24 protein-coding genes are annotated in these 25374 nt (G+C 42.1%); 17 read left to right on the forward strand and 7 right to left on the reverse strand.

The genetic code is table 11. The annotated features are described in order from the left end of the window. Positions 1–16: 16 nt before the first annotated feature. Positions 17–544, reverse strand: coding sequence for a DUF892 family protein (locus tag BMX50_RS32025; RefSeq protein ID WP_091221218.1), 528 nt, complete (start codon positions 542–544; stop codon positions 17–19). 18 nt (positions 545–562) lie between these two features. Beyond that, entirely contained in the window at positions 563–925 is a 363-nt protein-coding gene (locus tag BMX50_RS32030; protein ID WP_091221220.1) for a response regulator, read from the reverse strand. Between the two features lie 528 nt (positions 926–1453). Between BMX50_RS32030 and BMX50_RS32035 the strand changes: the two genes are divergently transcribed. From BMX50_RS32035 to BMX50_RS32085, 11 genes are read left to right on the forward strand one after another with little or no spacing between them, the layout of a single operon-like run. Further along, positions 1454–2971 carry a phytoene desaturase family protein gene (locus BMX50_RS32035; RefSeq protein WP_091221224.1) on the forward strand — a complete coding sequence of 506 codons (1518 nt, stop codon included), beginning with the start codon at positions 1454–1456 and terminating at the stop codon, positions 2969–2971. Further along, positions 2968–3804 carry a phytoene/squalene synthase family protein gene (locus BMX50_RS32040; RefSeq protein WP_091221228.1) on the forward strand — a complete coding sequence of 279 codons (837 nt, stop codon included), beginning with the start codon at positions 2968–2970 and terminating at the stop codon, positions 3802–3804. The genes BMX50_RS32035 and BMX50_RS32040 overlap by 4 nt, the downstream gene beginning before the upstream one ends. Positions 3805–3842: 38 nt before the next feature. Continuing rightward, positions 3843–4364 (forward strand): isopentenyl-diphosphate Delta-isomerase, encoded by a 522-nt coding sequence (idi, locus tag BMX50_RS32045; RefSeq protein WP_091221232.1) that lies wholly within the window; start codon positions 3843–3845, stop codon positions 4362–4364. A gap of 1 nt (position 4365) precedes the next feature. Continuing rightward, on the forward strand, positions 4366–4836 hold the full coding sequence (locus tag BMX50_RS32050; RefSeq protein WP_091221236.1) for a sterol desaturase family protein: 471 nt from the start codon (positions 4366–4368) through the stop codon (positions 4834–4836). Then, on the forward strand, positions 4833–5591 hold the full coding sequence (locus tag BMX50_RS32055) for a lycopene cyclase domain-containing protein (protein WP_091221240.1): 759 nt from the start codon (positions 4833–4835) through the stop codon (positions 5589–5591). Before BMX50_RS32050 ends, BMX50_RS32055 begins: the two co-directional genes overlap by 4 nt. Next, positions 5585–6268, forward strand: a complete 684-nt coding sequence (folE, locus tag BMX50_RS32060) for a GTP cyclohydrolase I FolE (protein WP_091221243.1) — start codon at positions 5585–5587, stop codon at positions 6266–6268. Before BMX50_RS32055 ends, folE begins: the two co-directional genes overlap by 7 nt. Continuing rightward, the gene (locus BMX50_RS32065) at positions 6265–6981 is read left to right on the forward strand and encodes an SDR family NAD(P)-dependent oxidoreductase (protein ID WP_091221247.1); all 717 of its coding nucleotides are present in this window, start codon (positions 6265–6267) and stop codon (positions 6979–6981) included. Before folE ends, BMX50_RS32065 begins: the two co-directional genes overlap by 4 nt. A 1-nt stretch (position 6982) precedes the next feature. Continuing rightward, a complete protein-coding gene (locus BMX50_RS32070) occupies positions 6983–7639 on the forward strand; it encodes a flavin reductase family protein (RefSeq protein ID WP_091221250.1) in 657 nt (218 codons plus the stop codon). 3 nt (positions 7640–7642) lie between these two features. Beyond that, positions 7643–8890 carry an NAD(P)/FAD-dependent oxidoreductase gene (locus tag BMX50_RS32075; RefSeq protein WP_091221253.1) on the forward strand — a complete coding sequence of 416 codons (1248 nt, stop codon included), beginning with the start codon at positions 7643–7645 and terminating at the stop codon, positions 8888–8890. Beyond that, complete coding sequence (locus tag BMX50_RS32080) at positions 8890–9957, forward strand: oxygenase MpaB family protein (protein WP_091221258.1); 1068 nt, start codon at positions 8890–8892, stop codon at positions 9955–9957. The genes BMX50_RS32075 and BMX50_RS32080 overlap by 1 nt, the downstream gene beginning before the upstream one ends. A gap of 37 nt (positions 9958–9994) precedes the next feature. After that, a complete protein-coding gene (locus BMX50_RS32085; RefSeq protein WP_167668166.1) occupies positions 9995–10681 on the forward strand; it encodes a MarR family winged helix-turn-helix transcriptional regulator in 687 nt (228 codons plus the stop codon). Between the two features lie 383 nt (positions 10682–11064). On the opposite strand, the gene aqpZ is transcribed toward BMX50_RS32085, so the two are convergent. After that, a complete protein-coding gene (aqpZ, locus tag BMX50_RS32090; RefSeq protein WP_091221265.1) occupies positions 11065–11772 on the reverse strand; it encodes an aquaporin Z in 708 nt (235 codons plus the stop codon). Positions 11773–12115: 343 nt separating this feature from the next. Between aqpZ and BMX50_RS32095 the strand changes: the two genes are divergently transcribed. From BMX50_RS32095 to BMX50_RS32110, 4 genes are all read left to right on the forward strand, one after another. Then, on the forward strand, positions 12116–12910 hold the full coding sequence (locus tag BMX50_RS32095) for a hypothetical protein (protein ID WP_143065319.1): 795 nt from the start codon (positions 12116–12118) through the stop codon (positions 12908–12910). 639 nt (positions 12911–13549) lie between these two features. Further along, on the forward strand, positions 13550–14203 hold the full coding sequence (locus tag BMX50_RS32100; protein ID WP_091221273.1) for a FadR/GntR family transcriptional regulator: 654 nt from the start codon (positions 13550–13552) through the stop codon (positions 14201–14203). Positions 14204–14207: 4 nt separating this feature from the next. After that, positions 14208–15041 carry a sulfite exporter TauE/SafE family protein gene (locus tag BMX50_RS32105; RefSeq protein WP_091221277.1) on the forward strand — a complete coding sequence of 278 codons (834 nt, stop codon included), beginning with the start codon at positions 14208–14210 and terminating at the stop codon, positions 15039–15041. A 3-nt stretch (positions 15042–15044) separates the two neighbouring features. Next, positions 15045–15446, forward strand: coding sequence for a DUF1634 domain-containing protein (locus BMX50_RS32110; RefSeq protein WP_091221281.1), 402 nt, complete (start codon positions 15045–15047; stop codon positions 15444–15446). A 150-nt stretch (positions 15447–15596) separates the two neighbouring features. Here the strand turns inward: BMX50_RS32110 and BMX50_RS32115 are convergent, their stop codons facing one another. The 3 genes from BMX50_RS32115 to BMX50_RS32125 are packed head-to-tail and all read right to left on the reverse strand — an operon-like array spanning position 15597 to position 21718. After that, a complete protein-coding gene (locus BMX50_RS32115) occupies positions 15597–17165 on the reverse strand; it encodes a SusD/RagB family nutrient-binding outer membrane lipoprotein (RefSeq protein ID WP_091221284.1) in 1569 nt (522 codons plus the stop codon). An 18-nt stretch (positions 17166–17183) separates the two neighbouring features. Further along, positions 17184–20495, reverse strand: a complete 3312-nt coding sequence (locus BMX50_RS32120) for a SusC/RagA family TonB-linked outer membrane protein (protein ID WP_091221287.1) — start codon at positions 20493–20495, stop codon at positions 17184–17186. Positions 20496–20536: 41 nt separating this feature from the next. Continuing rightward, positions 20537–21718, reverse strand: coding sequence for an ROK family protein (locus tag BMX50_RS32125; protein ID WP_091221291.1), 1182 nt, complete (start codon positions 21716–21718; stop codon positions 20537–20539). 117 nt (positions 21719–21835) lie between these two features. On the opposite strand from BMX50_RS32125, the gene BMX50_RS32130 reads away from it, so the two are divergent. Continuing rightward, positions 21836–23185, forward strand: a complete 1350-nt coding sequence (locus BMX50_RS32130) for an alpha-L-fucosidase (protein WP_091221294.1) — start codon at positions 21836–21838, stop codon at positions 23183–23185. Positions 23186–23608: 423 nt separating this feature from the next. Continuing rightward, complete coding sequence (locus BMX50_RS32135; protein ID WP_091221300.1) at positions 23609–24790, forward strand: alginate lyase family protein; 1182 nt, start codon at positions 23609–23611, stop codon at positions 24788–24790. 247 nt (positions 24791–25037) lie between these two features. Here the strand turns inward: BMX50_RS32135 and BMX50_RS32140 are convergent. Further along, the coding region (locus BMX50_RS32140; RefSeq protein WP_143065320.1) for an IS1595 family transposase at positions 25038–25374 on the reverse strand (337 nt) is incomplete at its 5' end.

The raw sequence follows: 25374 nt of genomic DNA on the forward strand, positions 1-25374 counted from the left end.
TGGTTAAGGAGTATTGCTAAACCGAAGTAATGTATTTAGCCGCAATCAGCAGCATTAATGTCCTGTCTGCCTTTGCCTCATCATAATTTTCCCGGATAAGCTGTTTAATTTGGTTGTTCTTTAATTTAACCGCCGCTATCTGGAGGATCTGAAATGATGCCATTTCCATGCTTTCAATATTGTGCAGATAAAACAGTATGGACATGTCCCGAAGCTCATGTTTCTTTTCGTGAAGTTTAATATCCTTAAAAGCGTCATCTACGAGGCCGGCCAATCCACCGAAATTTCCGGGATTGATATTGCTGTCCAGTAAAGCGAATATCATTTCCATCCGAGCCATTTGTTTTTCCACATCTTCAATTGTTTCTATTATGGCATGTCGAAGATCCCTAAAATGCGCTTCATTGGCAATTTGCGGAAGGTTTGAAACCAAATGTGCTTTGGCAGCGTAAATTTTATTGAGGTGACTTATAAAAAACGACTTCAGTTCCTGTTTTGGCAGACTAATTTTTTGTAAAGATCCGCCGGGTTGTTTTTCCATCATAGCTGTTTAATCTTTCTGCTAAGATAGGTATTGTTTAACATGCATCAATAATTCGTAGATGTCAAATGGCTTTCTTACAAATGAATTAGCGCCACAGCCAACTGCTATCAGGTCAAGATCGGTTTCGGCTGAAACCAGCATCACAGGGAGATCAGCGGTTAGGTAATTAGACTTGATCTCACGGCAAATTTCCGGCCCCGTTTTCTCGGATCCAACAATATTCACATCCAGCAAAATAAGGTCCGGGCGAATCACCGCGATATTGTCGGCTGCCTCGCCTGTATTGGACAAGATAACGTCGTATCCGGATTCCTGGAACACGATGTTCAATATTTCAAGGATATCCTCGTTGTCGTCAATTACCAGTATTCTTTTAGACATATGTTGCGCTTCTTCGGAAATGTATATCAAAACCGTATCCAAAGGCTCAGAAAAAAACTAAAATGATTTACAAAGCCGATTTAAGGAAAATATAATTGTTTTTACCTGTAGTAAGTTAGCAAAGTGTTCCGCATTCAATACACGCTTTTTTATTAAATGGATTTTTTAATCAGATAAGTTGTAAATGTTTTATGTATCCTAACATATGTTCTTTATGGAAAACTCCGTCTTATAGTTTGCAAAGCCTATACCCTCTTCGGCAACTATACTCGTTCCTAAAGCTTTCTTAACTAGCTTTATATTCTTGGTCAACACCAAGCAAACGCTGCCACAGCTAGTACCTCCAAGCTCTCAGTGTTACTAAAACTATCAGATAACAATAAGATCAACGGCAAATAATGTTTGTGGAAAATGCAATTTAAAACCTTTCTGAATTAATACAAAAACATACCATTAATTAAAATATAGTATATTATTGAATTATATTTGATCCAGCAATTCAAAATAACCTGTTTCCTTAACTGCCAAATGTTAAAGCCAAATCATATTGATCACATTATCACCGGTAAAAAGCCTTCTGTCGCTGTGATAGGTTCCGGATTTGCCGGCCTGAGTGCAGCCGCCTATTTAGCCAAGGCAGGACACCGTGTCATTGTTTATGAAAAAAATATTGGCATAGGAGGCCGCTCCCGTCAAATGGTTGAGGAAGGTTACACTTTTGATATGGGGCCGAGCTGGTACTGGATGCCTGAAGTATTTGAGAACTTTTTCAATGATTTCGGTTATAGAGCGTCCGATTTTTATGAATTGAAACAACTCGATCCCGGGTTCACTATTGTCTTCGGAAAAAGCGATGTATTAAACGTGCCTGCGGACTATGCTGCTTTAGAATCGCTATTTGAATCGATAGAGCCTGGAAGTGCTATACAGCTTAAGCTTTTCTTAGAAGAAGCCGCCTATAAATATCGCACGGGGATGAATAAATTGGTTTATAAACCAGGCCTTTCTTTATCAGAGTTTGCCGATTGGGATCTGATCAAAGGCGCTTTCAGACTACAGGTTTTTACTTCTTTTAGTAAGCATGTCCGGCGATTTTTTAAAGATTCTCGTTTAATTACATTAATGGAATTTCCGGTGCTTTTCCTGGGCGCGATGCCACAAGATACGCCTGCTTTATACAGCTTAATGAATTATGCCGGATTAAAGCTCGGTACATGGTATCCTAAAGGCGGTTTTGGCAAAGTCATCGAAGCCATGCAAAAAGTATGCGAAGCCCAGGGAGTTGTTTTTCATACCAACTCACCGGTAAGCCATTTACGGGTTGCGAATGGACATATCGAAAAGGTAGGTACTAAATATGGCGAGGATGAATTTCAAGGCGTTATTGCATCGGCGGACTATCATCATGTGGAGCAACAATTACTTGATGAAGCCAACAGGAACTATAGTGCCGACTACTGGGAAAAAAGGGTAATGGCTCCTTCGAGCCTGATCTTTTATTTGGGTGTAAAACTAAAATTAGAAAAACTGGAACATCATACTTTATTTTTTGATGCGGATTTAAAGCTCCATGCGACAGAAATTTACAAAGATCCAAAATGGCCTACAAGGCCGCTTTTTTATGTTTGCTGCCCTTCAAAATCAGATGATAGCGTAGCCCCTGATGGATATGAAAATCTATTTATCCTGATGCCGCTGGCACCGGATATACAAGATACCGAGGCGTTAAGAGCGGAATATTTCGGGTTAATTATGGAACGTTTGGAAGATTATACTGGTGTATCGATCAGAACCGCACTTGACTATAAGAAAAGCTACTGTGTAAAAGATTTCAAGACAGATTACAATTCCTTTAAAGGGAATGCTTACGGCCTGGCCAACACATTAATGCAAACCGCGCACCTTAAACCTTCCATCAAAAATAAAAAGGTAAAGAACCTTTTTTATGCCGGGCAACTTACCGTTCCAGGGCCGGGAGTACCACCTTCAATTATTTCGGGTAAGGTTTCCGCTCAATTGCTAATACAATATCTTAACCATAAATGAAAGAACGATTTGATATCTTATCTGCTACGTGCAGCAGGGAAACAACCCGGCTTTACAGTACCAGCTTCTCCCTGGGGATATTATTTCTTAACAAGGAGGTACGTCATCCCATACACGCGATTTACGGCTTTGTAAGATTAGCCGACGAAATCGTGGACAGTTTCCATAATTATCCAAAATCACTTATGCTGGCAGAGTTAAAGGCTGACACCTTTACCGCTATCGAGCGTGGCATCAGTATTAACCCGGTAATTAATTCATTTCAACAGGTTGTCAACCAATTCAAAATCAATCACAACCTGATCATACAGTTTTTGAACAGCATGGAGATGGACCTTGGTGAACAATCTTATAATGCAGAAAAATACCAGCAATATATAATGGGTTCTGCCCAGGTAGTCGGACTGATGTGCCTGCACGTATTCACCAATGGCAATCAGGCCGAATTTGAGCGCTTGAGAATCCCTGCGATGAAATTGGGATCGGCTTTTCAAAAAGTCAATTTTCTCAGGGATGTAAACGCTGACTATGAGCAACTTAATCGCACCTACTTTCCGGATGTTGACCTGTCTGCATTTTCAGACGAGAACAAGCGTGCTATAGAACAGGATATTCTTTCAGAACTTAACGAAGCCCTGGAAGGGATCAGGGAGTTGCCACGTTCCTGCCGCAAGGGTGTTTACCTGGCTTACGTTTATTATAAGAAACTATTCGGGAAAATAGCGAAAGTACCGGCCGAAAAAGTAATGTCGGAAAGGATACGGGTATCAAACGGGCACAAGTTTTATTTAATGTTTGATTCACTGGTAAGGTACAAGTTGAATGTGCTTTAATCCATGATGAAAGATCTAGTAACCTAAATAAATAACAATTGGAAGATAACATAATTATAGTTGATACAGCCGGTAACGCTATTGGTGAAATAGATAAGATGGAGGCTCACATATCGGGAACGCTGCACCGCGCCTTCTCCGTTTTTGTATTCAACAGCAAAGGCCAGTTGCTGCTTCAGCGAAGGGATTTGGATAAATACCATTCAGGCGGGCTTTGGACTAACACGTGCTGTAGTCATCCGCGTGCAGGCGAAACTACACAGAATGCCGCTCATAGACGTTTGCAGGAAGAAATGGGAATGGATTGTGAACTGACAGAGTTATTTCAGTTCAGCTATCGTCATGAATTTGCGAACGGCTTAATCGAAAATGAATACGATCATGTTTTTATGGGCATCAGCGATGAGTTGCCGTTGCCAAATCCTGCGGAAGTGGCCGGCTTTAGGTATATAGATACCGATTTGTTAATTGTTGAATTATTGGAACAGCCTGAACAATATACAGCCTGGTTTAAAATATGCCTGGAACAAGTATTGGAAATCTACCGTCAAATTATTTAAAATGAATTTGCTCATTAACATTGCTATTGTAATAACTGCATTTTCAGGAATGGAAGGTGTGGCGTGGTTAACCCACAAATATATGATGCATGGTATTTTCTGGCCGCTGCACCGCGATCACCACCTGAAAGAACATGATGGCTTTCTGGAACGCAACGACTTGTTCTTCCTGATCTTCGCGCTTCCCGGCATGGCTTGCCTTGCGGCAGGAGCGCTGTATCATTTGCCGGTATGCACTTGCATCGGCACAGGCATAACGCTTTATGGCGCTTGTTACTTTGTTGTACATGACCTGTTTATCCATCAGCGAATAAAAGTGCTGCGTAATTCAGAGAACCGTTACCTGAAAGCCATCCGCCGGGCGCACAAAATGCACCATAAGCATACGGGTAAATATGACGGCGAAAGCTTCGGTATGTTATGGGTATCCTGGAAATATTTCCGTAATACTTCAAAAAACAACCCGGCATGAGATTTACATATCTGTTAATCAATCTTTTTTCGGTGCTGGTGCCCTTTCTTTTTTCATTTCATCCCAGCCTGAAGTTTTATAGAAACTGGCGTTCACTTTTTCCGGCAATGTTCATAACAGGAGGAATATTTATTGCCTGGGATATGTATTTCACTCACTTAAAAATATGGGGCTTTAATCCTGTTTACCTCACAGGCATCTACATCGGCAACTTGCCTGTTGAAGAAGTGTTGTTCTTTTTTTGTATCCCTTACTCATGTGTGTTCACTTATGCTTGTTTAAATGTAATGATCAAAAAAAAGATATCTGCCCGTTATCAGATTATCATTAGCTCATTACTAATAGCCCTTTCTTTATTTATGGCAATCTGGTTTCATAAACAACATTACACGTGTTACACTTTCGCTGCTTTAACTATCTTACTTTTTACCGCACAGTTTATTTTAAAAGTAAACTGGCTGTCAATGTTTTATAATGCTTACTTGCTGTTGTTACTACCTTTTCTCATTGTGAATGGTTTGCTGACTGGCACCGGCCTGGAAAACCCGGTAGTTTGGTACAACCCGGCGCATATTACAGGCTTACGTATTTTGACCATTCCCGTTGAGGATATTTTTTATGGCATGGATTTGATCTTACTAAATGTAATGATCTATTCAGGTTTAAGCGCGAGGTTTTACCCTTGGTTTAAAAATCAGAGAAAGGCGATAAATAGCAAAAGCTCTTTAACTTATGTTAAAACAATTTCATGCTAAAAAACGAAATACTGAATGACTTAACTTTAGCGCGGGTGGTAACAGATCTGGAGCAGGATCATTATCATGCTGCCTTCGACACCCCACTCCGTCCTGACGCTTTTGAACTGGACGATGATACCAAAATGGAACTGATTGCCAAACATTTTACAACGATCATGGAAACTTTGGGAATGGATATGGAAGATGACAGTTTGAAAGATACGCCTAAGCGGGTGGCTAAAATGTACGTGAAGGAGATCTTCAGCGGCTTGAACCCTGCTAATAAACCCAAACCCACCTTATTCAAAAATCCATTCAACTATAACCAGATGCTGGTGGAACGGAATATTGCTGTATTTAGCAATTGTGAGCACCACTTTGTACCTATTGTAGGTAAAGCCCACGTTGCCTATATCAGTAACGGGCAGGTGATCGGTTTATCAAAGCTTAACAGGATTGTTCAGTATTGTTCGCAAAGACCGCAGGTGCAGGAAAGGCTCACCATGCAGATAGCCAATATGCTCAAAGAAGCATTGGGCACGGAAGATGTAGCGGTTATCATAGACGCGCACCATCATTGCGTATCCAGCCGTGGCATTCGGGACGCAGGCAGCACCACGCTTACCGCTGAATATAGCGGGCAGTTTTTAAATATCGAAACTAAGAATGAATTTTTAAGGTATATCGGATCATGAATTTCAACGGAAAAAATATCCTGGTAGTCGGTGGAAGTTCCGGCATTGGCCTGTCGCTGATTAAATTGCTTCATCAGCAGCAAGCAAATATTTATACGATATCAAGATCGGCATCAGCCGAGTGGCCGGAAGAGGTACATTTTTTAAAAGCCGACGTTTTAGAAAATTTGGAGGCGGTAGAAATGTTCCTTCCAGGGCAATTGCATGGCCTGGTTTATTCTGTTGGCAGCATCACGCTGAAACCGTTCAGCAGGTTAACTGATGACGACTTTTTGAAGGATTTCCAGCTGAATGTTTTAGGTGCAGCACGTATGATCCGGCAAGCTATTAAACCTATAAAAAATGCCGCCGGTTCATCTATCGTGTTGATCAGTTCTGTCGCTGCCAAAACAGGCATGCCTTACCATGCCAGTATCGCAGCGGCAAAAGGTGCGGTTGAAGGTGTGGCCCTGTCTTTGGCAGTCGAGCTTGCCGCCCAGCATGTCCGGGTTAACGTGGTTGCACCGTCGTTAACAGATACGCCACTCGCTCAAACCTTGTTGAGCACAGCTGAAAAACGGGAAGCCTCAGCTAAACGCCATCCTTTAGGAAAGATAGGACAACCCGAAGATAGCAGCCGGCTGATCGCCTTTTTATTATCGGATGATGCCAGCTGGATGACCGGGCAGGTTATCGGCATGGATGGTGGTTTAGGTAAATTAAAAACAAGTTAAGATGCAGGATATAAAAAGCGAACAGATCTTTCAGATGGAGAAGCAATACCGGACAAGCCTGATCAATAGTTTGATAGGCTACCGGGCTTTGAATCTTTTGGGCACTACCGGTAACGATGGTATCACCAACCTGTGTATCATCAGTTCTGTTTTCCATTTGGGTGCCAACCCGCCGCTTATCGGAATGGTGATCCGGCCTGAACGTGAGCACAATGATACACTGCGTAATATCAGGTCAACAGGACAATACACCCTCAATAACGTGCTGCCCGAATGGTATATAGAGGCACATCAAACCAGTGCAAGTTATCCTTCGGGCGTTTCTGAGTTTGATGCCTGCCATTTCAAAAAGCATTATTTGAATGGCTTTAAAGCGCCTTTTGTTGCAGCATCCAACATACGCATAGGGCTGAAACTGCGTGAGATGATTGATATGGAGGTTAACGGAACAACCATTGTAATTGGTGAAATAGTTCATATCCTGACAGAAGACGGATTGATCGGGCCGGATGGAACAGCTGATCACGGCAAAGCAAGAACCATGACCGTGGCCGGTTTGGATACTTATTATCTTGCGCAACCCGTTGGGCAACTCGCCTATGCCAAGCCCGGTGTTGAACCCCATCTATTAAATACATATGTCAACTTCAATACGTAAGTGATGAAAAAAGACGCGGAAGTGATTATTATAGGCGCGGGCATTGCCGGTTTAACTGCCGCCAAATTATTAAAGGCTGCCGGCAAATCGGTTTTGGTTTTGGAGGCCTCCGATGGAGTAGGTGGCAGAGTGCGAACAGATGAGGTAGACGGCTACCTGCTCGACCGGGGTTTCCAGGTTTTTTTAACAGCTTATCCCGAAGCCCAAAAAATATTAGATTACAAGGCGCTGGAATTATGCAAATTTGATTCCGGCGCAATTATTTTGAACAGGGAGGGCATCACTACTTTGGGAGATCCGGCCAGGCAGCCAGGTTCGATAGTGAGTACTTTGCTGTCTCCAGCGGCGACATTTGCCGATAAATTACGCATGCTACGGTTAAAACTAAAATTGGCTGGTAAAAGTATAGATGAGATATTTTCAGAACCGGAGATCACTACTACAGAATACCTGAAAAAAGAAGGTTTTAGCGGAACGGTCATGGACCAGTTTTTCCGGCCCTTTATGACCGGGATATTTCTCGAAGGCAGGCTAAGTACTTCCAGCAGAATGTTTGAGTTTGTTTTCAAAATGTTTAGCGAAGGAAATGCTGCGGTTCCAGCCAAAGGAATGGGCATGATACCTAAACAACTTGCCGGATGCCTTTCTTCACAGGAACTGCTGTTTCATCAAAATGTATCCGCTGTTAATAGGGGCTCGGTAACAACAACGGATGGGGTTAGCTATCAGGCTAACTTTGTTTTGATCGCTACCGATCCTTTGCGTTCCCCCATACGTAATAGAAATTCGAAAATTGAACACCACTCTGTTAGCAATATGTATTTCACCGCTAAAAAAAGACCGTTTGAAAAGCCTCTTATAGCTTTAAATACGTTACCGGGAAAAATCGTAAATAACATAGCGGTAATGGATCGTATTTCCACCCGGTATTCTGAAAACGGTGATACTTTAATTTCACTGTCGCTGATCGGGGATCATTCTAAAGCCAACCAAAACGAACTCCAGGAAAATGTAGTTAACGAATTGAAATTCTGGTATCCCGAAGCCGTCAGCTGGAAGCATTTAAGAACCTACCATATTGATTATGCGCTGCCCAATGACGACCACATAATTAATGAACCTGATTATACAACCATGTCGGTAAATGCCCAATGCTTCACCTGTGGTGATTATTTGATGAATGGCTCGATCAATGCGGCTATGAAAAGTGGCAGGCTGGCTGCAGAGGCCATGATAAATACCATGTGTTAATGAGGAATCATAATTCATATAGCAATGAACTTTTAGACCGTAAACGACTGTTGGGCGACGCGCAGGCGGATGAGTTTATACGTTATATTTTTAGGGATCCGGCGAAAAAAAAGCAATTACAGGACTGGATGGGTGGCGCTTCTGGTACTCTCCACTTGAATTTAATACAAGATACCTTTCCGGGTTTTTCCTTTATTGATAAAGCTACGGAACTGCCCACATGGGCACAGCCACGGCTGATGAAAACCGGCGCTGTTTTCTTTGCCCGGCATTCTGAGATCATTTTGAGTTTGCTCGGGTTGCTATCATTGCCCTATTGTTATAATGCCGCCAATGGCGCAATGGTGCTATACTTGTCAGAGCTGATCCGCAAGCAAACCACCAAAAGGCTTTTTGATACCGCTGTTTTTGTTTGGGAAGTAATGGGGCCGGATGCTTTCAGTAAAGACGGAAGCGCTTTTGAAGAAATTTTAAAAGTGAGGATCATGCATGCGGCCGTTCGTTACTACACGCTTCATAGCGGCAAATGGAACGACAGCTGGGGATTACCCATAAACCAGGAAGACATGGCCGGAACAAACCTGTCATTTTCGCTGATCGTAATTCGCGGGTTGCGAATGCTCGGTTACAGCGTTAGCGAGGAAGATCAGGCAGCATTTATGCATATCTGGGCAGTGGTAGGTTACTTATCGGGCTTAGATGAAGATCTGATCCCGGAAAATTCTAAAAAGGCGCAGCAACTTGATAATATTATTAAACGAAGGCAATTCACTGTTTCTGCGCACGGACAGGAACTAACCAGATCGCTAACCGCTCATATTCTTTCGGTGAATAAAAGTAAGGCGACTGCCAACGATATCCTGGGCTTAATGCGTTACCTGCTTGGAAAAGAAATGGCTGATATGCTGGCGATTAATGCTCCTGAATTGCCCGCTTATAAATTGAGGCTGATCAGAATACTGAACCTGCTGAGAAGCTTTAAGCCGCAGGGAGATGCTAAGCAAAATTACCTTGCAGCTTATGCAGCATTCAAAAACCAAAACCCGGAACTCAATAAAAGGAACTAAATTTGAAAATTGTCTGGCTGCTCAATTTTATAAAAACATGAATTCATACCAACTTATTCAACAACTGATCGATCTTGTAGCCGAACTGGAAAAAGAAAACCAGGGACGGGAAGCGTCTTTACAGGATTTTACAGGTTTTCTGTTGAATAAAGTTGGTGACCCTGCCGGTAATACACAGAGTAGTGAAGTTAGGTTCGGCGCTAATGACAGCGCCGCTTTGGATATTGCCTATCAGCTGGATAATAATATTGGTCGCTTGTTTGTTTTCATGAGCCGCTATGCGAAATCTTATATAAAAAAGGCGCTGGAAGGCACACCCTTGCAAACCGCCGAAGATTTTACCGCTTTGGCGATCCTTTTAACACATAGCCATTTGTCAAAAAGTGAACTGATCAGCTATAATCTACAGGAAAAAACATCGGGTACGGAGGTGCTCAGACGTCTGATCGCCCACGGTTTGGTAAGGCAATGGGACGACGAAAAGGATAAAAGAAGTAAACATATTGCCATTACTGATAAGGGAAAAATATTACTATTTCAGGTATTCGAACATACCAGCTATGTGGGTACGATCATCACCGGAAGACTGACGATTGCTGAAAAATTCACGTTGCAATATCTTTTACAAAAACTGGAAAACTTTCATTTGGAGCAATACGAAAAGAAGAGCATTATTAACAAGGAAGACCTTAAAAAAATAGCAGCAGAAATTGCACTGGGATAATGACGAACCTTTAAATAAGCGGGGTATAGCGTGGTCAATGTATCCTTATTCTCTAATATCGCTTTCGCTAACCTGAATCAAATTAAGCACCGTTAATAAGCTTGATTTCAATTTGTTTATGCATTCAATAAGTAATGTATTTACTATCTTTGCGTTAAGATTTGCGTCTCCATTTTCAGGCAAGAAAAAACTGGTGAGTCACGCGGTGAGTCGATTTTTAAAAATCATACAATCGACTGAAGATCAAAAGAATACAGAGACAGGTTCTGAACCCTCCCTCTCCGCCAAAACTAAAAAATGCCTGTAAATCGCCGACTTACAGGCATTTTTATATCGAAAGGATTTGAAGCGAAGGATTGAACTTATTTCGTCAGATCAAACTATTATTCTCTCTCTAGTAAATAGCGCCAAAACACGGCGCTTAAAATACTCCCTAATATAGGTGCAAGGATAAACAGCCAGAGCTGTGAAATAGCAGCACCGCCAACCAGGAGTGCCGGGCCAATACTGCGTGCCGGATTTACCGAAACACCGGTAACTGGTATACCTACAATATGGATGAGCACCAAACTCAAACCTATAGAGAGACCGGCAAAGCCGCCATGTATATTTTTAGTAGATGTAGACCCGAAAATTACGAGCAGGAATATAAAAGTAAATATAGTTTCGGCAATGAAGCCCGCAAGCATGTTATAACCCTGCGGCGATGATGCCCCAAACCCATTCTGCCCTAAGCCGTTGGACGAAAGGCTGTAACCGTCTTTACCGCTGGCAATAATAAACAAGATGGCTGCACCTGCAATAGCACCTAATATCTGCGCTATTATATAAATAAATGCTTCGCTCATTTTCATGCGGCCTGCTACCACCATACCTATAGAAATAGCCGGGTTAATGTGACATCCCGATATATGACCAATAGCATACGCCATAGCCACAACCGAAAGTCCGAACGCAAACGAAATCCCCAATAGGCCTACACCGCTGGTGCCATTTGCGCCCGCAATTACTGCACTGCCGCAGCCCATCAAAACAAGTACAAGTGTGCCGAAAAACTCGGCCGAGAATTTAGTAATGGTCTTGGTTTCCATGTTTGAGTAATTAAGGTAAAAAAAGGAATAGCAAATTATAATTAATTAAATATAAGCCATTTATATTTAATTAATCGTTATGATATTATTATTAGTCGATTAGCTTCCGGGTATTTTCTTAGAATGAAAAAAGCGGGTATTTAAATACTTACTTCGAGAATAATTATCACAAAACTTGATACTTCACATATCAGGACAAGCGATAAGCGTACGACAACCCTGGTAATTATTCGAAGGCCATACAATATAGTTTCAATTAGAATTTATTGTCTGACAAACATTCAATACAAAATAACCATCTAATTAAGTATTAAAACTTATCTTCAACCAAAATTTAAACCTTATGCTAAAAAAAATAATACTGTCAACAATGCTAATTGCCGGCACCTGCGTTGCCATGGCTCAAAAAGTAGATTACAAATCAGGAACCATCAACGTAGATGGTAAAGATGTAGCCAAAGTAATACGTATAAAAGATAAAGGCAGCTTTGGGCTTACAGCTTCTTATGAGCTGGATAATATGGCCGGAAACAAGCTCGTGATCGCTACCATGGCTACTGATTTTGCACCATCACGTAATGATGGCGATGGTTACTATTACCGTTTTACTTTCTTATCTACCGGTCAGGTGGCGATATTTGGGCTAAGTAAATTTGGTCCGGAAAAGGCATTTGCTAAACTATTAGGCGAGAGCGGCGTAGTGATAAATGACCAGCTGGACGTATCGAAGGTTAATGAATTGATAGCGTTAAAAAGCAAAAACCCGAAAGCACAGATAGAATATAATTTGGTAAACCGCAATTACGGTATGAATGTCATGATCAAGGAGAACCAGATTTTACAGGGCTTGGATCAAATTGGCGTATTCAAAGATATAACACCTAACGGTGCAGATCAGGATGCTTACGAGTTTAGCCTGCCAAGCGGATTGGTAGTAGCTAAAACTACTTTTAAAGCAGGCAAAGGCGGTGTCAAAAACTGTATTATTACCACCAATAAAGATGGCGTTACCCGTATGGTCGATATTTCTGAGGGCGGTACTTACGGTGAATCAATGGTACGTTCTGAAGGCGTTGATCGCCACCAGGAAACTATCAAGAAAATCGCCAAATGGTTGGTAAAGAATCAATATCTATAAAAAAACAGTATTGATCTTCATTGACCGACGCGGGTGTTAGCAATTTATCTACCACCGATACTACCTCGACTTTATATAGAATCCCCTAAAAACACTTTTCATTTGTTGAATATATCAAATTCAACAAATGAAAAGTACAAACCAGTTTTAACACTCCCGTTGCGTTGCTACATCCAATTGGATATAATGAAGCTTTTTTAAACCGCCACATAAACTGGTTTACAATACTTTACCAATCACAATCTGCAAGTGCTGCTTTATCTCAGCGAGTCAACAAGACCTTCCTGTACAAACAGCGCGTACCTCACATACTTCTTCCATCGCAATTATTTGTCTATAAGTTACAGCGAGGGGCTCGTACTAGTTTCTAAGCAAAGTCGGGGTTTTGCTGCCGGCTCCCGGATATATAATTGATGCAACGTTGGTTATAGGAAATCTAACCAACACCGGCAACGCATTCCCCACTCAAAACCATAATTACAAGTTTATTTTATCTAAAAATCTGATTTTCTTTTAATTACTCCTTTCATTTTTAATACAACTCTCCCGTCAAAAAAAAACAAAAAAATGTAAAATTCAATTCAAACATCAGATGTTTAAATTATTCATCGTATGTTTGTGAAATAAATATGCAAAGCAATGGCAATTAAAGAAAAACTTGGCGACAAAGTAGTTGGCCTGTTAAAACAGGATATTGCAGCGAACAAATTCAAAGCCGGAGAAAAAATACCTTCGGAGCCGGAACTGATGAGGTTATATAATGTAGGCCGGTCAACGGTAAGGGAAGCGGTAAAAACGCTGGTAACTGCCGGTATACTTACCGTAAAGCAGGGTTATGGTACCATCGTTAATTCAGACCTGCCAGACAGGACTATTGATCAACGGTTGCGCCAGGCAGATTTTGAAGACATCAATGCTGTAAGAAGTCTTTTGGAATGTGAGATCGTTAAGCTCGCGGCCGGGTTACATACTTCAGAACAACTTTCAGATATCGAACATTTTCTGAAACTCCGCAGAGAAGCCATAGAGCAGGAAAACCGGCAGGCCTGTGCAGACGCCGACATTGCCTTTCACATGGCCATAGCCGGTGCTGCTCAAAATAAAGTTTTGGCAGATCTGTATCAAAGTTTTGCGCACATCATCCGGGATTTCTTTAACAAAAGAGAGAAACAAGGCGTCAGCCATTTTGCACTGAGCCATCATTTGCATGAACAACTGTTCAATGCTATCAAAGCAAGAAAAGGGAAACAGGCACAACAAATTATACAGCACATTTTAAATCATAATTATTAATATCATGAGCATTTTAACATTCACCATCATATTACTGATAGGGGCTTACCTGGCAGGCTTGCTGGGTTCTTTAACCGGACTGGGGGGCGGTGTAGTGATCATCCCTTTGTTAACACTGGTTTTTCATGCAGATATTCGCTATGCCATAGGCGCTGCGCTGCTGGCTTCCATTGCAACTTCATCTGGTGCGGCCACTGCCTATGTAAAGGAAGGGATCACCAATATCCGGCTTGGGATGTTTTTAGAAATTGCAACAACCATGGGTGCGGTGATAGGTGCCGTAATTGCTGTTTATACGCCAACAAATACCATCGCAATACTTTTTGGATCTATCCTGATCTTCTCGGCAGCGATGACCCTCAGAAAAAAGAATCAGGAGGCTTCTAATGAAGGGAGTAAGCTGGCGGCAGTACTAAAATTAAATAACAGCTATCCCACAAAAGATGGAGAGGTAAATTATAAAATTAAGCATGTGGGTGCAGGTTTCTCAATAATGACCCTCGCGGGCGTATTATCAGGGCTATTAGGAATAGGATCGGGCGCCTTAAAGGTATTAGCTATGGATTCAACTATGCGTATCCCCTTCAAGGTAAGTACAACAACCAGCAATTTTATGATCGGGGTTACTGCGGCAGCCAGCGCAGTAGTTTATTTGCAACGGGGCTATATGGATCCTGGGCTGGCTTTTCCTGTTATCCTTGGTGTATTGGGCGGCGCTTTTACCGGCTCAAAATTACTCACAAAAATAAACCCCACTGCCTTACGGATCATTTTCTGCGTAGCTATAATCTTTGTAGCGTTAGAAATGATTTATAACGGCTACAACCATAAATTTTAAAACATGAAAAAGTTATTGTCAAAAACATATTGGGAAGACCAGGATGTAGAACAGTTGGTTGGCTTGCAGTTGCGCTTCGGCGTAATCATTTCAAGTATTGTTGTACTTGCCGGCGGAACGTTTTATTTATTGGCGCAGGGACAAATGGCTGTACCCGATTATACCCGGTTTATTGGCGAAGGTCAGGGTTATACCTCTTTCACCGGAATCATTCGCGGCGTTGCACACCTTCAAACTAAAGAGTTTATCCAGTTGGGCGTGTTACTATTAATTGCTACCCCTATTTTGCGGATAGCATTTTCTTTATTTGCTTTTGTACTCGAAAAGGATAAACTGTATATCGGGATTACCATACTGGTGCTATGCATAATTTTTTTCAGCATGTTCGGCGGGTTGAAGGTATAGTTGTTTGATAAACCGACACGCGTCCATTTCTATTTAAATGATATACAGCCCGGCCAGTTACCCCATCGTACCGGGCAACAATCTGCAGAAATAAAAAAAGCTGCCCACTATCGCGGGCAGCTCTTAATCAACCATTAACTATCTGGTATCTCATTTTACATCCCAGAAGATCTTTGTTGTACGTGTATCTTTTGCTTTTACATCACTATAGTGACTGTTAAGACCAGTTTCGATACTCGGATATACTAAGCGGGTTGGCGGCGTAGTATAATTAGCAAGTTTGCCTGTGCTTGGGAAATTCAATACAGGGTATTTAGTGCGCCTGTATTCGCTCCAGGCCTGAGTACCTTGCATAAAGCCAAAATGCGCCCATTTCTGTGTCCATATTTTCACCAGCTTCTCGGTTTGAGTACCTGTATAAGCTACTGAAGCAGAGCTCAGTAAAGTTGCGACATCGGCAGCATTCAAAGTTGGTTTATCGCCGGTACCTAAACTATTCAGATAAAAATAATAGTAAACAGACTGACTAACCGCAGTTTCGTACGCAGCTTTAGCATCACCGCCGCCCCAACGCTCAAAAGCCTCAGCTTTAAGGAAATTAACTTCAGGTGCAGTTATCACAATACCAGGAAGTTTGTTATTAGTTAAGAAAGTGGTTGAATCAACTACCGAATAATTAGCTGCTTCAGTTGAGGCCTGCTCGCTTGTAAAAGTCACCGGCATTGCCTTGTATGTTTTGTTACCGTTCTTGTCGTACAATACAGGGATCCTTGGATCATTAGCCGGCAGTAATACTGTATTTAACAGATAATCTGGTGCATAGTTACTGCCACCTTCGGTAAGCGCATTTTGCAACGACCCGGTATAAGTAGTTAACGGCGTTAATAAAACGTCGGTAGCCGCCGGGCTGTAAGCTGCAACATTACCACCATCAATCAGCGGATATGATGTTGGATCGGCCAGCATTTTAGCAACCTCAGCTTTTGAACCGGCTTCGTCATAAAAAGACATACGCATCAACATACGCAAACGGATAGAGTTAGCATACCTTCTCCATTTATCAACACTACCACCTAACAAGATATCCTGTTGTGTAAATGCTTTGCTTGACTGTCCTGATAAAGTAGCTGTTTTAAAATATGTTGAAGCCGCATCCAAACCTGAGATAAAGCTTTTGTACAGCGCTATCTGGTCATCAAATTTTGGATTTTTTACCGCAGCAGTTGTTTCAAGGCTACCCGCCTCGCTAAACGGGATATCGCCCCAGCAATCAACCATTTCTGATGCCTGATCATATAAAACCACACGGGCAGCATTCATCATTACGTCATTAGCAACCTTATCTGTAGCCGACATTTGATTATAGGTAACTTCCATGGTGCGGTATAAAGCCATGACACCATTAGCCGAACCATTTGGATGATAAAAATCTTCCCAGCGATTGCCCATGTATCCGTCATTAGGCTGATATACAGTATTGGTATTAGGCAGGAAACAGGTTTGTGAAAAATCAGCTGTAGCAGTTAGTACAAACGTTCTGTAATGCCAGTATTCGGCCCTTACCCTGGTATTATTTAACATGCCGGTAAACATGTAGGGGATAGTCACCTGTGCTGTTTGCTCCGGGTTATTAAACTTTTCGTCGATGCTTTTTTTACAGCTTCCCAATGATAAAGCAAGCAAAAACGCGTATCCTATATTTTTAAAATTCTTTTTCATAATTAATGACTTGTGCTGTTAAAAATTCGCGTTTAATGAGAATCCAAAACTCCTGGTGGCAGGTGATGAACCTTCGTCAACACCTTGCCTGTACCATGTGTCGCCAATCGGCGCTTCCGGGTCAAGGTTTTTAAGTGTGCGGTATACATACAATAAGTTTCTTCCTACTAAAGAGAATCTTAAGTTATTTACGTGCAGCGCTTTGTTTACGCTTGCAGGCAATTTGTAACCCAACACAACTTCGCGCAATTTCACATAGTTGTTTTTAAATACTGCGTTTTCGTTTACAGAGTTCTCGCCCCAATCATAAGTATTCAGATAGTATGAAGCAGCGTCAACAATCGTAGTGTTTTTCTCTCCGTTTTCATTAACGCCCGGAAGTATAACACCGTCGTTATAGGTTTTGCCGCCGTTTGGAGCAGTACCCAAATGTTTACCGCCATTGCCATCAATGTAATAAGCTAAACCACCATGAGCTGCATCACGATACTGTAAAGTACTTTCGTACATACCTGCTGCGGTACCATATTTTAATGGGTTTGATACCATTTTACCGCCAAAACGGTAATCAACCAATACATCAAGAGAGAAGCCTTTGTAGTTGAAGGTATTGGCAATACCACCTACAATTTTAGGTTGTATATTACCTACGTTCACATATTTTGATTTGTCAATAGTGTATAAACCATCGCTGTTCACAATCTTGTTGCCATTGGCATCCTTCGCAACCGGGTAAACCAAGATATTACCTATAAGTTGGTTAGCCTCGGCTACCACCGCTAATGCAGACTGATCTCCATAATAGAAGGTGAGTTTGTCAAAGCCAGGAGCCAGGTTGTTTGTTTTAGAACGGTTGATAGCAAAATTTAAACGGACATCCCAGTTAAATTTACCGGTGATCGGCTTACCGTTTAAAGCAAACTCAAAACCATTGCTGTGTAAGGTAGCGGCATTGGCCAGCAAGTTGGCAGCTCCGGTAGATGGCGCAACGTTTAACGCCATAATTACGTCTTTAACCTGGTTGCTATAGTAGGTGAAATCAAAGCCTAAACGATCTCTGAGGAAACGGGTTTCCAGGCCATATTCCTGCTCATATTTCATCTCTGGCTTTAATTGGAGGTTACCATAGGCAGACGCATAGGTCAGTTGGGTAACAGAACCATATTGGGTTTGCAATGATGATTGATTATACAACACATTTGCCACATACCTTGGCGCCCTATTGCCAACTACACCATATGATGCTCTTAATTTTCCGTAGCTGATAAATTCGGGCATTTTATACGCATCTGAAAATACAAAGCCCGCGTTTACCGATGGGTAGAAATAGGTATTGTTTTTTGTTGGAAGTGTTGAAGCCGACTCGTTACGCGCAGTACCCTCTAAAAACAAATAATTTTTATAATTAAAGTTTAAGACACCAAAAAAAGCCTGGCTTTTAAGAGCACCACGGGTAGCAGAAGTATTTTGCACCCCATATGAATTTGATAAAGAAAAGAAATTTTCGGTTACCAAACCACCATTAGTGCCTGACGACTGATCGCGGTAAGTTTCGCTTCGTGAGGTATAACCACCGCTAACAGACATGCTCAGGTCTTTGGTCAATTTTGGCGAATAGGTTAGCAATAAGTCACCATAAGTAATTGAATACTGAGCTTTGGAAACACCGTAATAACCAGTGCTTGATGAACCGTTAAAGGCTGTAGGGTACTCGTTATACTGCTGCGAATCGGTATTACGGCCGGTATAATCACTACCGATACGTCCGCGGAACTTTACATTTTTAAGCACATCCCAGTTTAAAGTAGCACTGGTGATCAAACGGTTTTCGGTTTCATCCTCGCTGTTTTTTAACTGCGTCCAGAAAAAGTCCATAATATCAGCGCCGCTCATATTGTATTTGAAAGCTTCAGCTGGGTTTCTGGCAGCGTTAGCAAGCGTTACGTATTTATAACCTTCAGATGTTTGATAATTATCCAATAACACATCCGCTTTTTCCGAACGGTTTAAGAAGCCACCAAAGTTGGCTAAAACACGGCCTAACTGGTACGGACGGTTATGGGTTAAGGTATTTACGTAGCTCGCAACGATATCTGCGCTAATTTTATTGCTTAACTTGACAGATGTATTTAAGTTAAAAGAATTTTTTTGTTGTTTTTGACCACGCTGTATACCGGTATAATCCAAACGGGTTGCCGATAAACGGTAGTTAACCTTATCAGTTTGGTTTGATATAGCAATGTTGGCATTTGAGCTATAGCCAGTTTGAAATAAGTCCTTGTAGTTGTTTGGCTGTGGAGTGTAATCCCTGATCTCGCCATCCCACCACCTGATCTTCTGACCTTCCATTTTAGGGCCAAATTGCGCATATGAGCTAAAACGTGGCCTGTAACCTGACGGTGAATTAGCATCAGCTAACCAGCCATCCTCAGTAAAACCACCTGCCAGGTTGGTAGCACGGTCATAACCCGGGCCGTAAACGTTTTGAAAATTTGGAGTAAACGCTACCTGTTCAGCAGTACCTACATAGTTGAAATCAACACCAAGGCCTCTTGATTTTGAACCTTTTTTGGTAGTGATCACAATGGCACCGCTCATAGCATCAGATCCGTAAAGCGCTGTTGCACTCGCGCCTTTTAGTACGGTAAGGCTTTCAATATCCGAAGGGTTGATATCCAGGATTCCATTACCCCTGATCCGCTGATCAGACCAGTATCCACCGTTATTTGAACCACCGGCACCTGTCTCACTGTTATTACGGATAATAACACCATCTACAACATACAGGGGTTGAGTGTTGTAGTTAAGCGAGTTGATACCGCGGATCTGCACGTTTACAGCGCTGCTTGAACCACCGGGAGCTGTAGTAATTTTAACACCAGGAGCTTTACCGTACAATGCCGAAGCAAAATTGGTATTACCGGCCTCTGTTAATTGCTTTGCGGTAATTGAAGCAGTAGAGTAGCCCAGGGATTTTTCCTGGCGCTTGATACCGAATGAGGTAACCACAACTTCGTTTAACTCGCCTTTACCTGCGGCCAGCGTTACGTTGATCACGGAATTATCGCCAACAGTAACTTCTTTGGGGGTGTAGCCTACAGATGAAAATTTAAGTACTGTGCCTTTAGCAACTTTAATGCTGTATGCACCATTTGCGTTGGTTTGCGTACCATTTGTGGTACCCACTACCGTTACAGTTACACCAGGTAACGGCCCGGTATCATCGCGCACCACTCCTGTAACATTTGTTTGGGCAAATAAATTTGCCGAGATAAAAAGGGGCAGTAGCAGGACCACCCACCTTTTCAAGTTTAGATAAAATTGTTGCATGAAAATTGATTAATTGAGTTAAAAAAAGCTCTTGGATATATTTATGCAGGTTCGGAAATACTGGCCTGCGGACTAAGTTTATATAGGTTTTCAATCACCGTGGTTACGCCCCCTAACAGTTGCGCGTTGTTGCCAAGGTTTGAAACCGCCAATTGGGTGTAAGTGGTTAAGTGGGGTATGCAATGCTCATTCATGGCCTGCTGAATAGGACTAAGCCATAATTTGCCAATAACACTTCCCTTTCCGCTTAAAATAATACTTTCGGGATTCATCAGGTGCAGCAATATGGCCAGCCCCTGTCCAATAAAATAAGCCGCTTCCGAGATTATTTTTATAGCGAAAGCATCGCCTTTGAGCGCTTCGGTAATGATATCATCTGCCGATAATGTATCATATTTTACCAGGCTGCTGACTTCGCCTTGTCTTAAGCCTTCAATGGCTTTGGCTTCAATAGCCAGCAAAGAAGCCTCTGTTTCTAAACAGCCCTGCTTGCCGCATGAACATAACTTTCCGTTTTTATGAAGCGGCAGGTGGCTAAATTCTCCAGCAAAACCACTATGCCCTTTAAAAATCTCTTTATTGATGATCATCCCCAGGCCAACACCCCAGCCAAGGTTTATGATCATGGAGTTATTACGGGCGATGGGAAGGCCAAATTTTTGCTCGGCCAGGGCTATAGCCGTCGAGTCGTTTTCAATAAATACAGGTAGTCCGGCTTGTTTGTTGATGTAGGTCACCAATGTTTCTTCAGGAGATTTAAGGAAACTCAGGTTATTGCCCAAAAACGCGTCAATAAAACCCGGCATGGTAATACCTATAGCTAAAAATTTATCTTTTGGTAATCCTGAGTTAACAACTACGGCCTGGATACAAGCTATTAATGAATGGATAGCATCCTTGTTATCATTGAGCTTTAATTCAAACTCCTGCACTTCGCCTACAAACTCATTACTCATATTGACAATTACAATCCTTGTCAAAAACTGGTTCATAGCTACCGAAATGATAAAGCCGGTTTCGGCTATCAATGAGTAGGTTGCGGGTTTTCTACCCCCACTTGAGGCCCGAATGCCTACTTCCTTTACAATATCTGACTTAATTAAGTCAGCTATCCCTTTGGTAACGTAAGGGACGCTTCTGCCTGTGTAAATACTCAGGTCGTTAAGGGAAGCTGCCTTGCTGTAATACAGCCCTTTAATAAGGTCGATATTCTTAAGAAACATTTTAGCAGGGGTTTATATCTGCATATTTAAATAAATTAATTTAATAAAGAAAGAAAACTTTTTATTTTTTTTAAAAAGTTCAATGCAAGTTTATAAAATCAATAACTACTTTTGAAAATGAGAAGAAAACTATCACACCTTTTCATGGTATTATTTACCATGTTATACACGGGTTACGCACAGGCGCAACACCGTGTAAACCCCGATGAAATCAAAGAAAAAATGCAATGGTTTGCTGATGCCAAACTGGGCATATTTATTCATTACGGCATCTATTCGGTGAAAGGGATAGACGAAAGCTGGAGTTTTCATAACAAAAAGATCAGCTATCCGGATTATATGAACCAACTAAAAGGCTTTACAGCAAATCAATATAAACCGGATGAGCTGGCAGAACTGATTAAAGAAAGCGGTGCCCGCTATGCTGTAATGACCACGAAACATCACGATGGTGTAGCGTTATGGAACAGCAAATACGGCCCGCTGAATGTGGTGAAAAAAACTCCTGCAAAAAGAGACCTGTTAAAACCATTATACGATGCCTTACGTGCACGTGGTGTAAAAGCAGGGGCTTACTTTTCGCTTATTGATTGGAGCCATGCCGATTATCCCGGTTTTTTAAAAGACAGCAGCCGGTACCAGGTTAGTTCTCAGCCTGCAAAATGGGCTAAATATTTAACCTTTATGAACGGCCAGCTGGATGAACTGGCCAAACAATATAACCCCGACCTCTGGTGGTTTGATGGCGATTGGGAACACAGTGCCGAAGAATGGAACGCACCGGCTGTGCGACAAAAACTGTTAAGCTACAACCCCAACACTATCATAAACGGACGCCTGCAGGGCTTTGGCGATTACGATACGCCCGAACAAAATTTCCCGGTATCAAGGCCTAATTACAAATGGTGGGAACTTTGTATGACCATCAATGATAACTGGGGCTATCAGCCACAGGACACCAATTTTAAAACCCCTTATGAAATCATCAGCATTTTTACTGATGCCGTAAGCTACGGTGGCAATTTACTATTAGACATTGGCCCCAAAGGCGACGGCAGCATTCCACCTCAAGAAGTGAACATGCTTAAAGAACTGGGGGCCTGGAACAAAAAAAATGGCGAAGGCGTTTTTAATACTGTAGCCGGTATGCCACAGGGGCATTACTATGGAGCAAGCACCTTATCAAAAGATTCGACCACTGTATACCTGTTTGTCCCGGCTAAAACAAGTGCACCGGTGTTGGTAAAAGGGCTAAAAAACAGCATCAAAAAGATTAGCGTTCTTGGCAGCGATACACCGCTAACCTATAAAATCGTCGGCAAAATTTCATGGAGTGCGGTACCGGGTTTATTATACATCCCTATTCCCGAAAGCCAGCAGGATAAATACATTTCGGTAATAAAAATTGAACTTAACGGCAAACTTGACCTTTATCGTGGTAAAGGCGGGTTTCTTACCAATGAGTAAGATTTAAACCCTGAAAATATTAAATACCGATAGCAAATTCTAAAACAAAAGCCCGTAATTAAACAATTGCAGGCTTTTGTTTTGATGTTAGCCTCCGAAAATCCCTCTCAATTAAACCGCAACTACCCTATTTATATGCGGATAAACCGTATCAGGCAAAAAAATTTTAATTTTTTTTTCCATTAAAACGGCCCCTGTAACCGCGAAGTGACGTTGCGGACAAAGCGTATCGCATATCTTGTATCTTGCTTTTAATCAATAGTTTACAATAAATTTGTTTTGTCAAACCAATTATCCGGGATTCCCCAAAAAAGCAGTAAGACCGTATGCTAAGCAAAAAAACGCCGGGTCCGACAGCCCGTAAGCAGCCTGTTTTTATGGCTTTATACCGGGTATAAACAGTTATAAACTAAAAACCAATTTATGAACAACAAACCAAAAACTACCTTTGCAACCCTGTTGGGCCTAATGCTCTTTACAGCCGTATTTTTCACTTATTGCACCAAAAAACAAGTTGCGCCGGCGGCGGGCAGTAACCCAGCGTCGCCTGCATTAAAAACCCAGGCCACCGGCTTTATCCACCCCGGGATCCTTAACACACAGCAAACCCTTGATTACGTGGGCCAGCAGGCTAATTCAAACGATGCCAACCGTTTGGCAGCCTACCAGTTTGTACTCAATTATTGCAATAACCACAGCCCAAGCGGTGCCTACAAAGCCACTGTACAAGTTGCCGGCGGTGTTACCACACCCGACGAAATTGCTTTTAAAGGCGATGCCCTGTTGAGCTATGCCCTGGCGCTACGCTGGGCCAAAACCGGTACCGCCTCCTATGCAACCACTGTAAAACAAATTCTTGACGGCTGGGCCAATAGCTTTCAAAATTTCAGCGTAACCGGCTCTCAGCCTAACCAGGCATCGCTTGAGGCTTCATGGGCTGCGCCTACCTTTGCCGCAGCTGCCGAAATTATCAAGTACTACATCCCGGCCAGCGGTGTTGGCGGCGGATGGACCACTGCCGAAAACACGCAGTTTGTAAACTTTCTGAACAACATGAAAGATAATTACATCAATAACGTGCCCAACTTTAACAACAACTGGAATGTATCTGCCGGATATGCAAAAATGGCTATAGGTATATTTGAAGACAGCCAAACTGTTTATCAAAACGGCATCACCGCTGTAAAAACAGTATTGCCTAACGTAATTGCATCAGATGGTTCAATGAATGGCGAAATCTGCGGATCACATAATGACTATGTGCATTATCAGTACTCTCTTACAGGCTTGAGCTATGCCGCCAATATTGCCGGCATCCAGGGCGATCTGTCTATCTACTCGGCAAGCAGCAGCCGTTTGTTAACCGGGTTTAATTACCAGTACAAGCTGATGCACGGCACCGTATCTCCGCCATGTTCGCCAAACGGCAATGTTAACAACCCAATCTGGCCGGGCATTGAAGTAGCTAACCGTCATTACGGTACTACCGAAACCAGCTACATCGCCAGCAATTATGTATGCGACAGCAATGGATTGCCTAATGGCGATATCGGCTTTTTATGCTGGACAAACTACACGCATAACAATGTGCCAACTACTTTTTAACAAAGCATCGGCTTAATAGAAATCTTCTTAAAGCTGCCCCGCTCATGACAGACCTCATTTGCGGAGCAGCTTTTTGGTTAATAAAATCAACGGACACAGCACTATCATGCGAAGCATAAAAACTGACATAATAACCAGGCTGTGAGGCTACAACAGACAAAAGGACGTAAAACCGCTACAATTAATGATCTTTTAAAATAGGGAATGCAATTTGAGGCCAGCCCTTTGAAAGAGTAATAGCCCATCATTAGACAAAGGTCAAACTTCGTTGAATCAATAATGCGAAGTTTGATTTATTTGTCCTGTTATTGTATTTAAAGGTAAACTCATCGAGATACGCTTGCAGATGCTCAGAAGACACTTTATGGTATTGGCCATATATTCCACGTTTTAGGAGAGTCCAAAAGCCTTCAAGAGTATTTGTATGGTATTCTCCTTTGACGTACTCTTCTTTCTCTTTATTTAGAACGTGGTGCTCCTGATGTAATTTATCCAATCCCCTATAAGCTCCAAAGCCATCTGTTACTACTTTTGCATCAGCACTCACAGTTTCGGCTATAACCGGCTTTATATTGCCTTTATTT

The sequence above is a fragment of the Mucilaginibacter gossypiicola genome (genome assembly GCF_900110105.1).
In the GTDB taxonomy this organism is placed as follows: domain Bacteria; phylum Bacteroidota; class Bacteroidia; order Sphingobacteriales; family Sphingobacteriaceae; genus Mucilaginibacter; species Mucilaginibacter gossypiicola.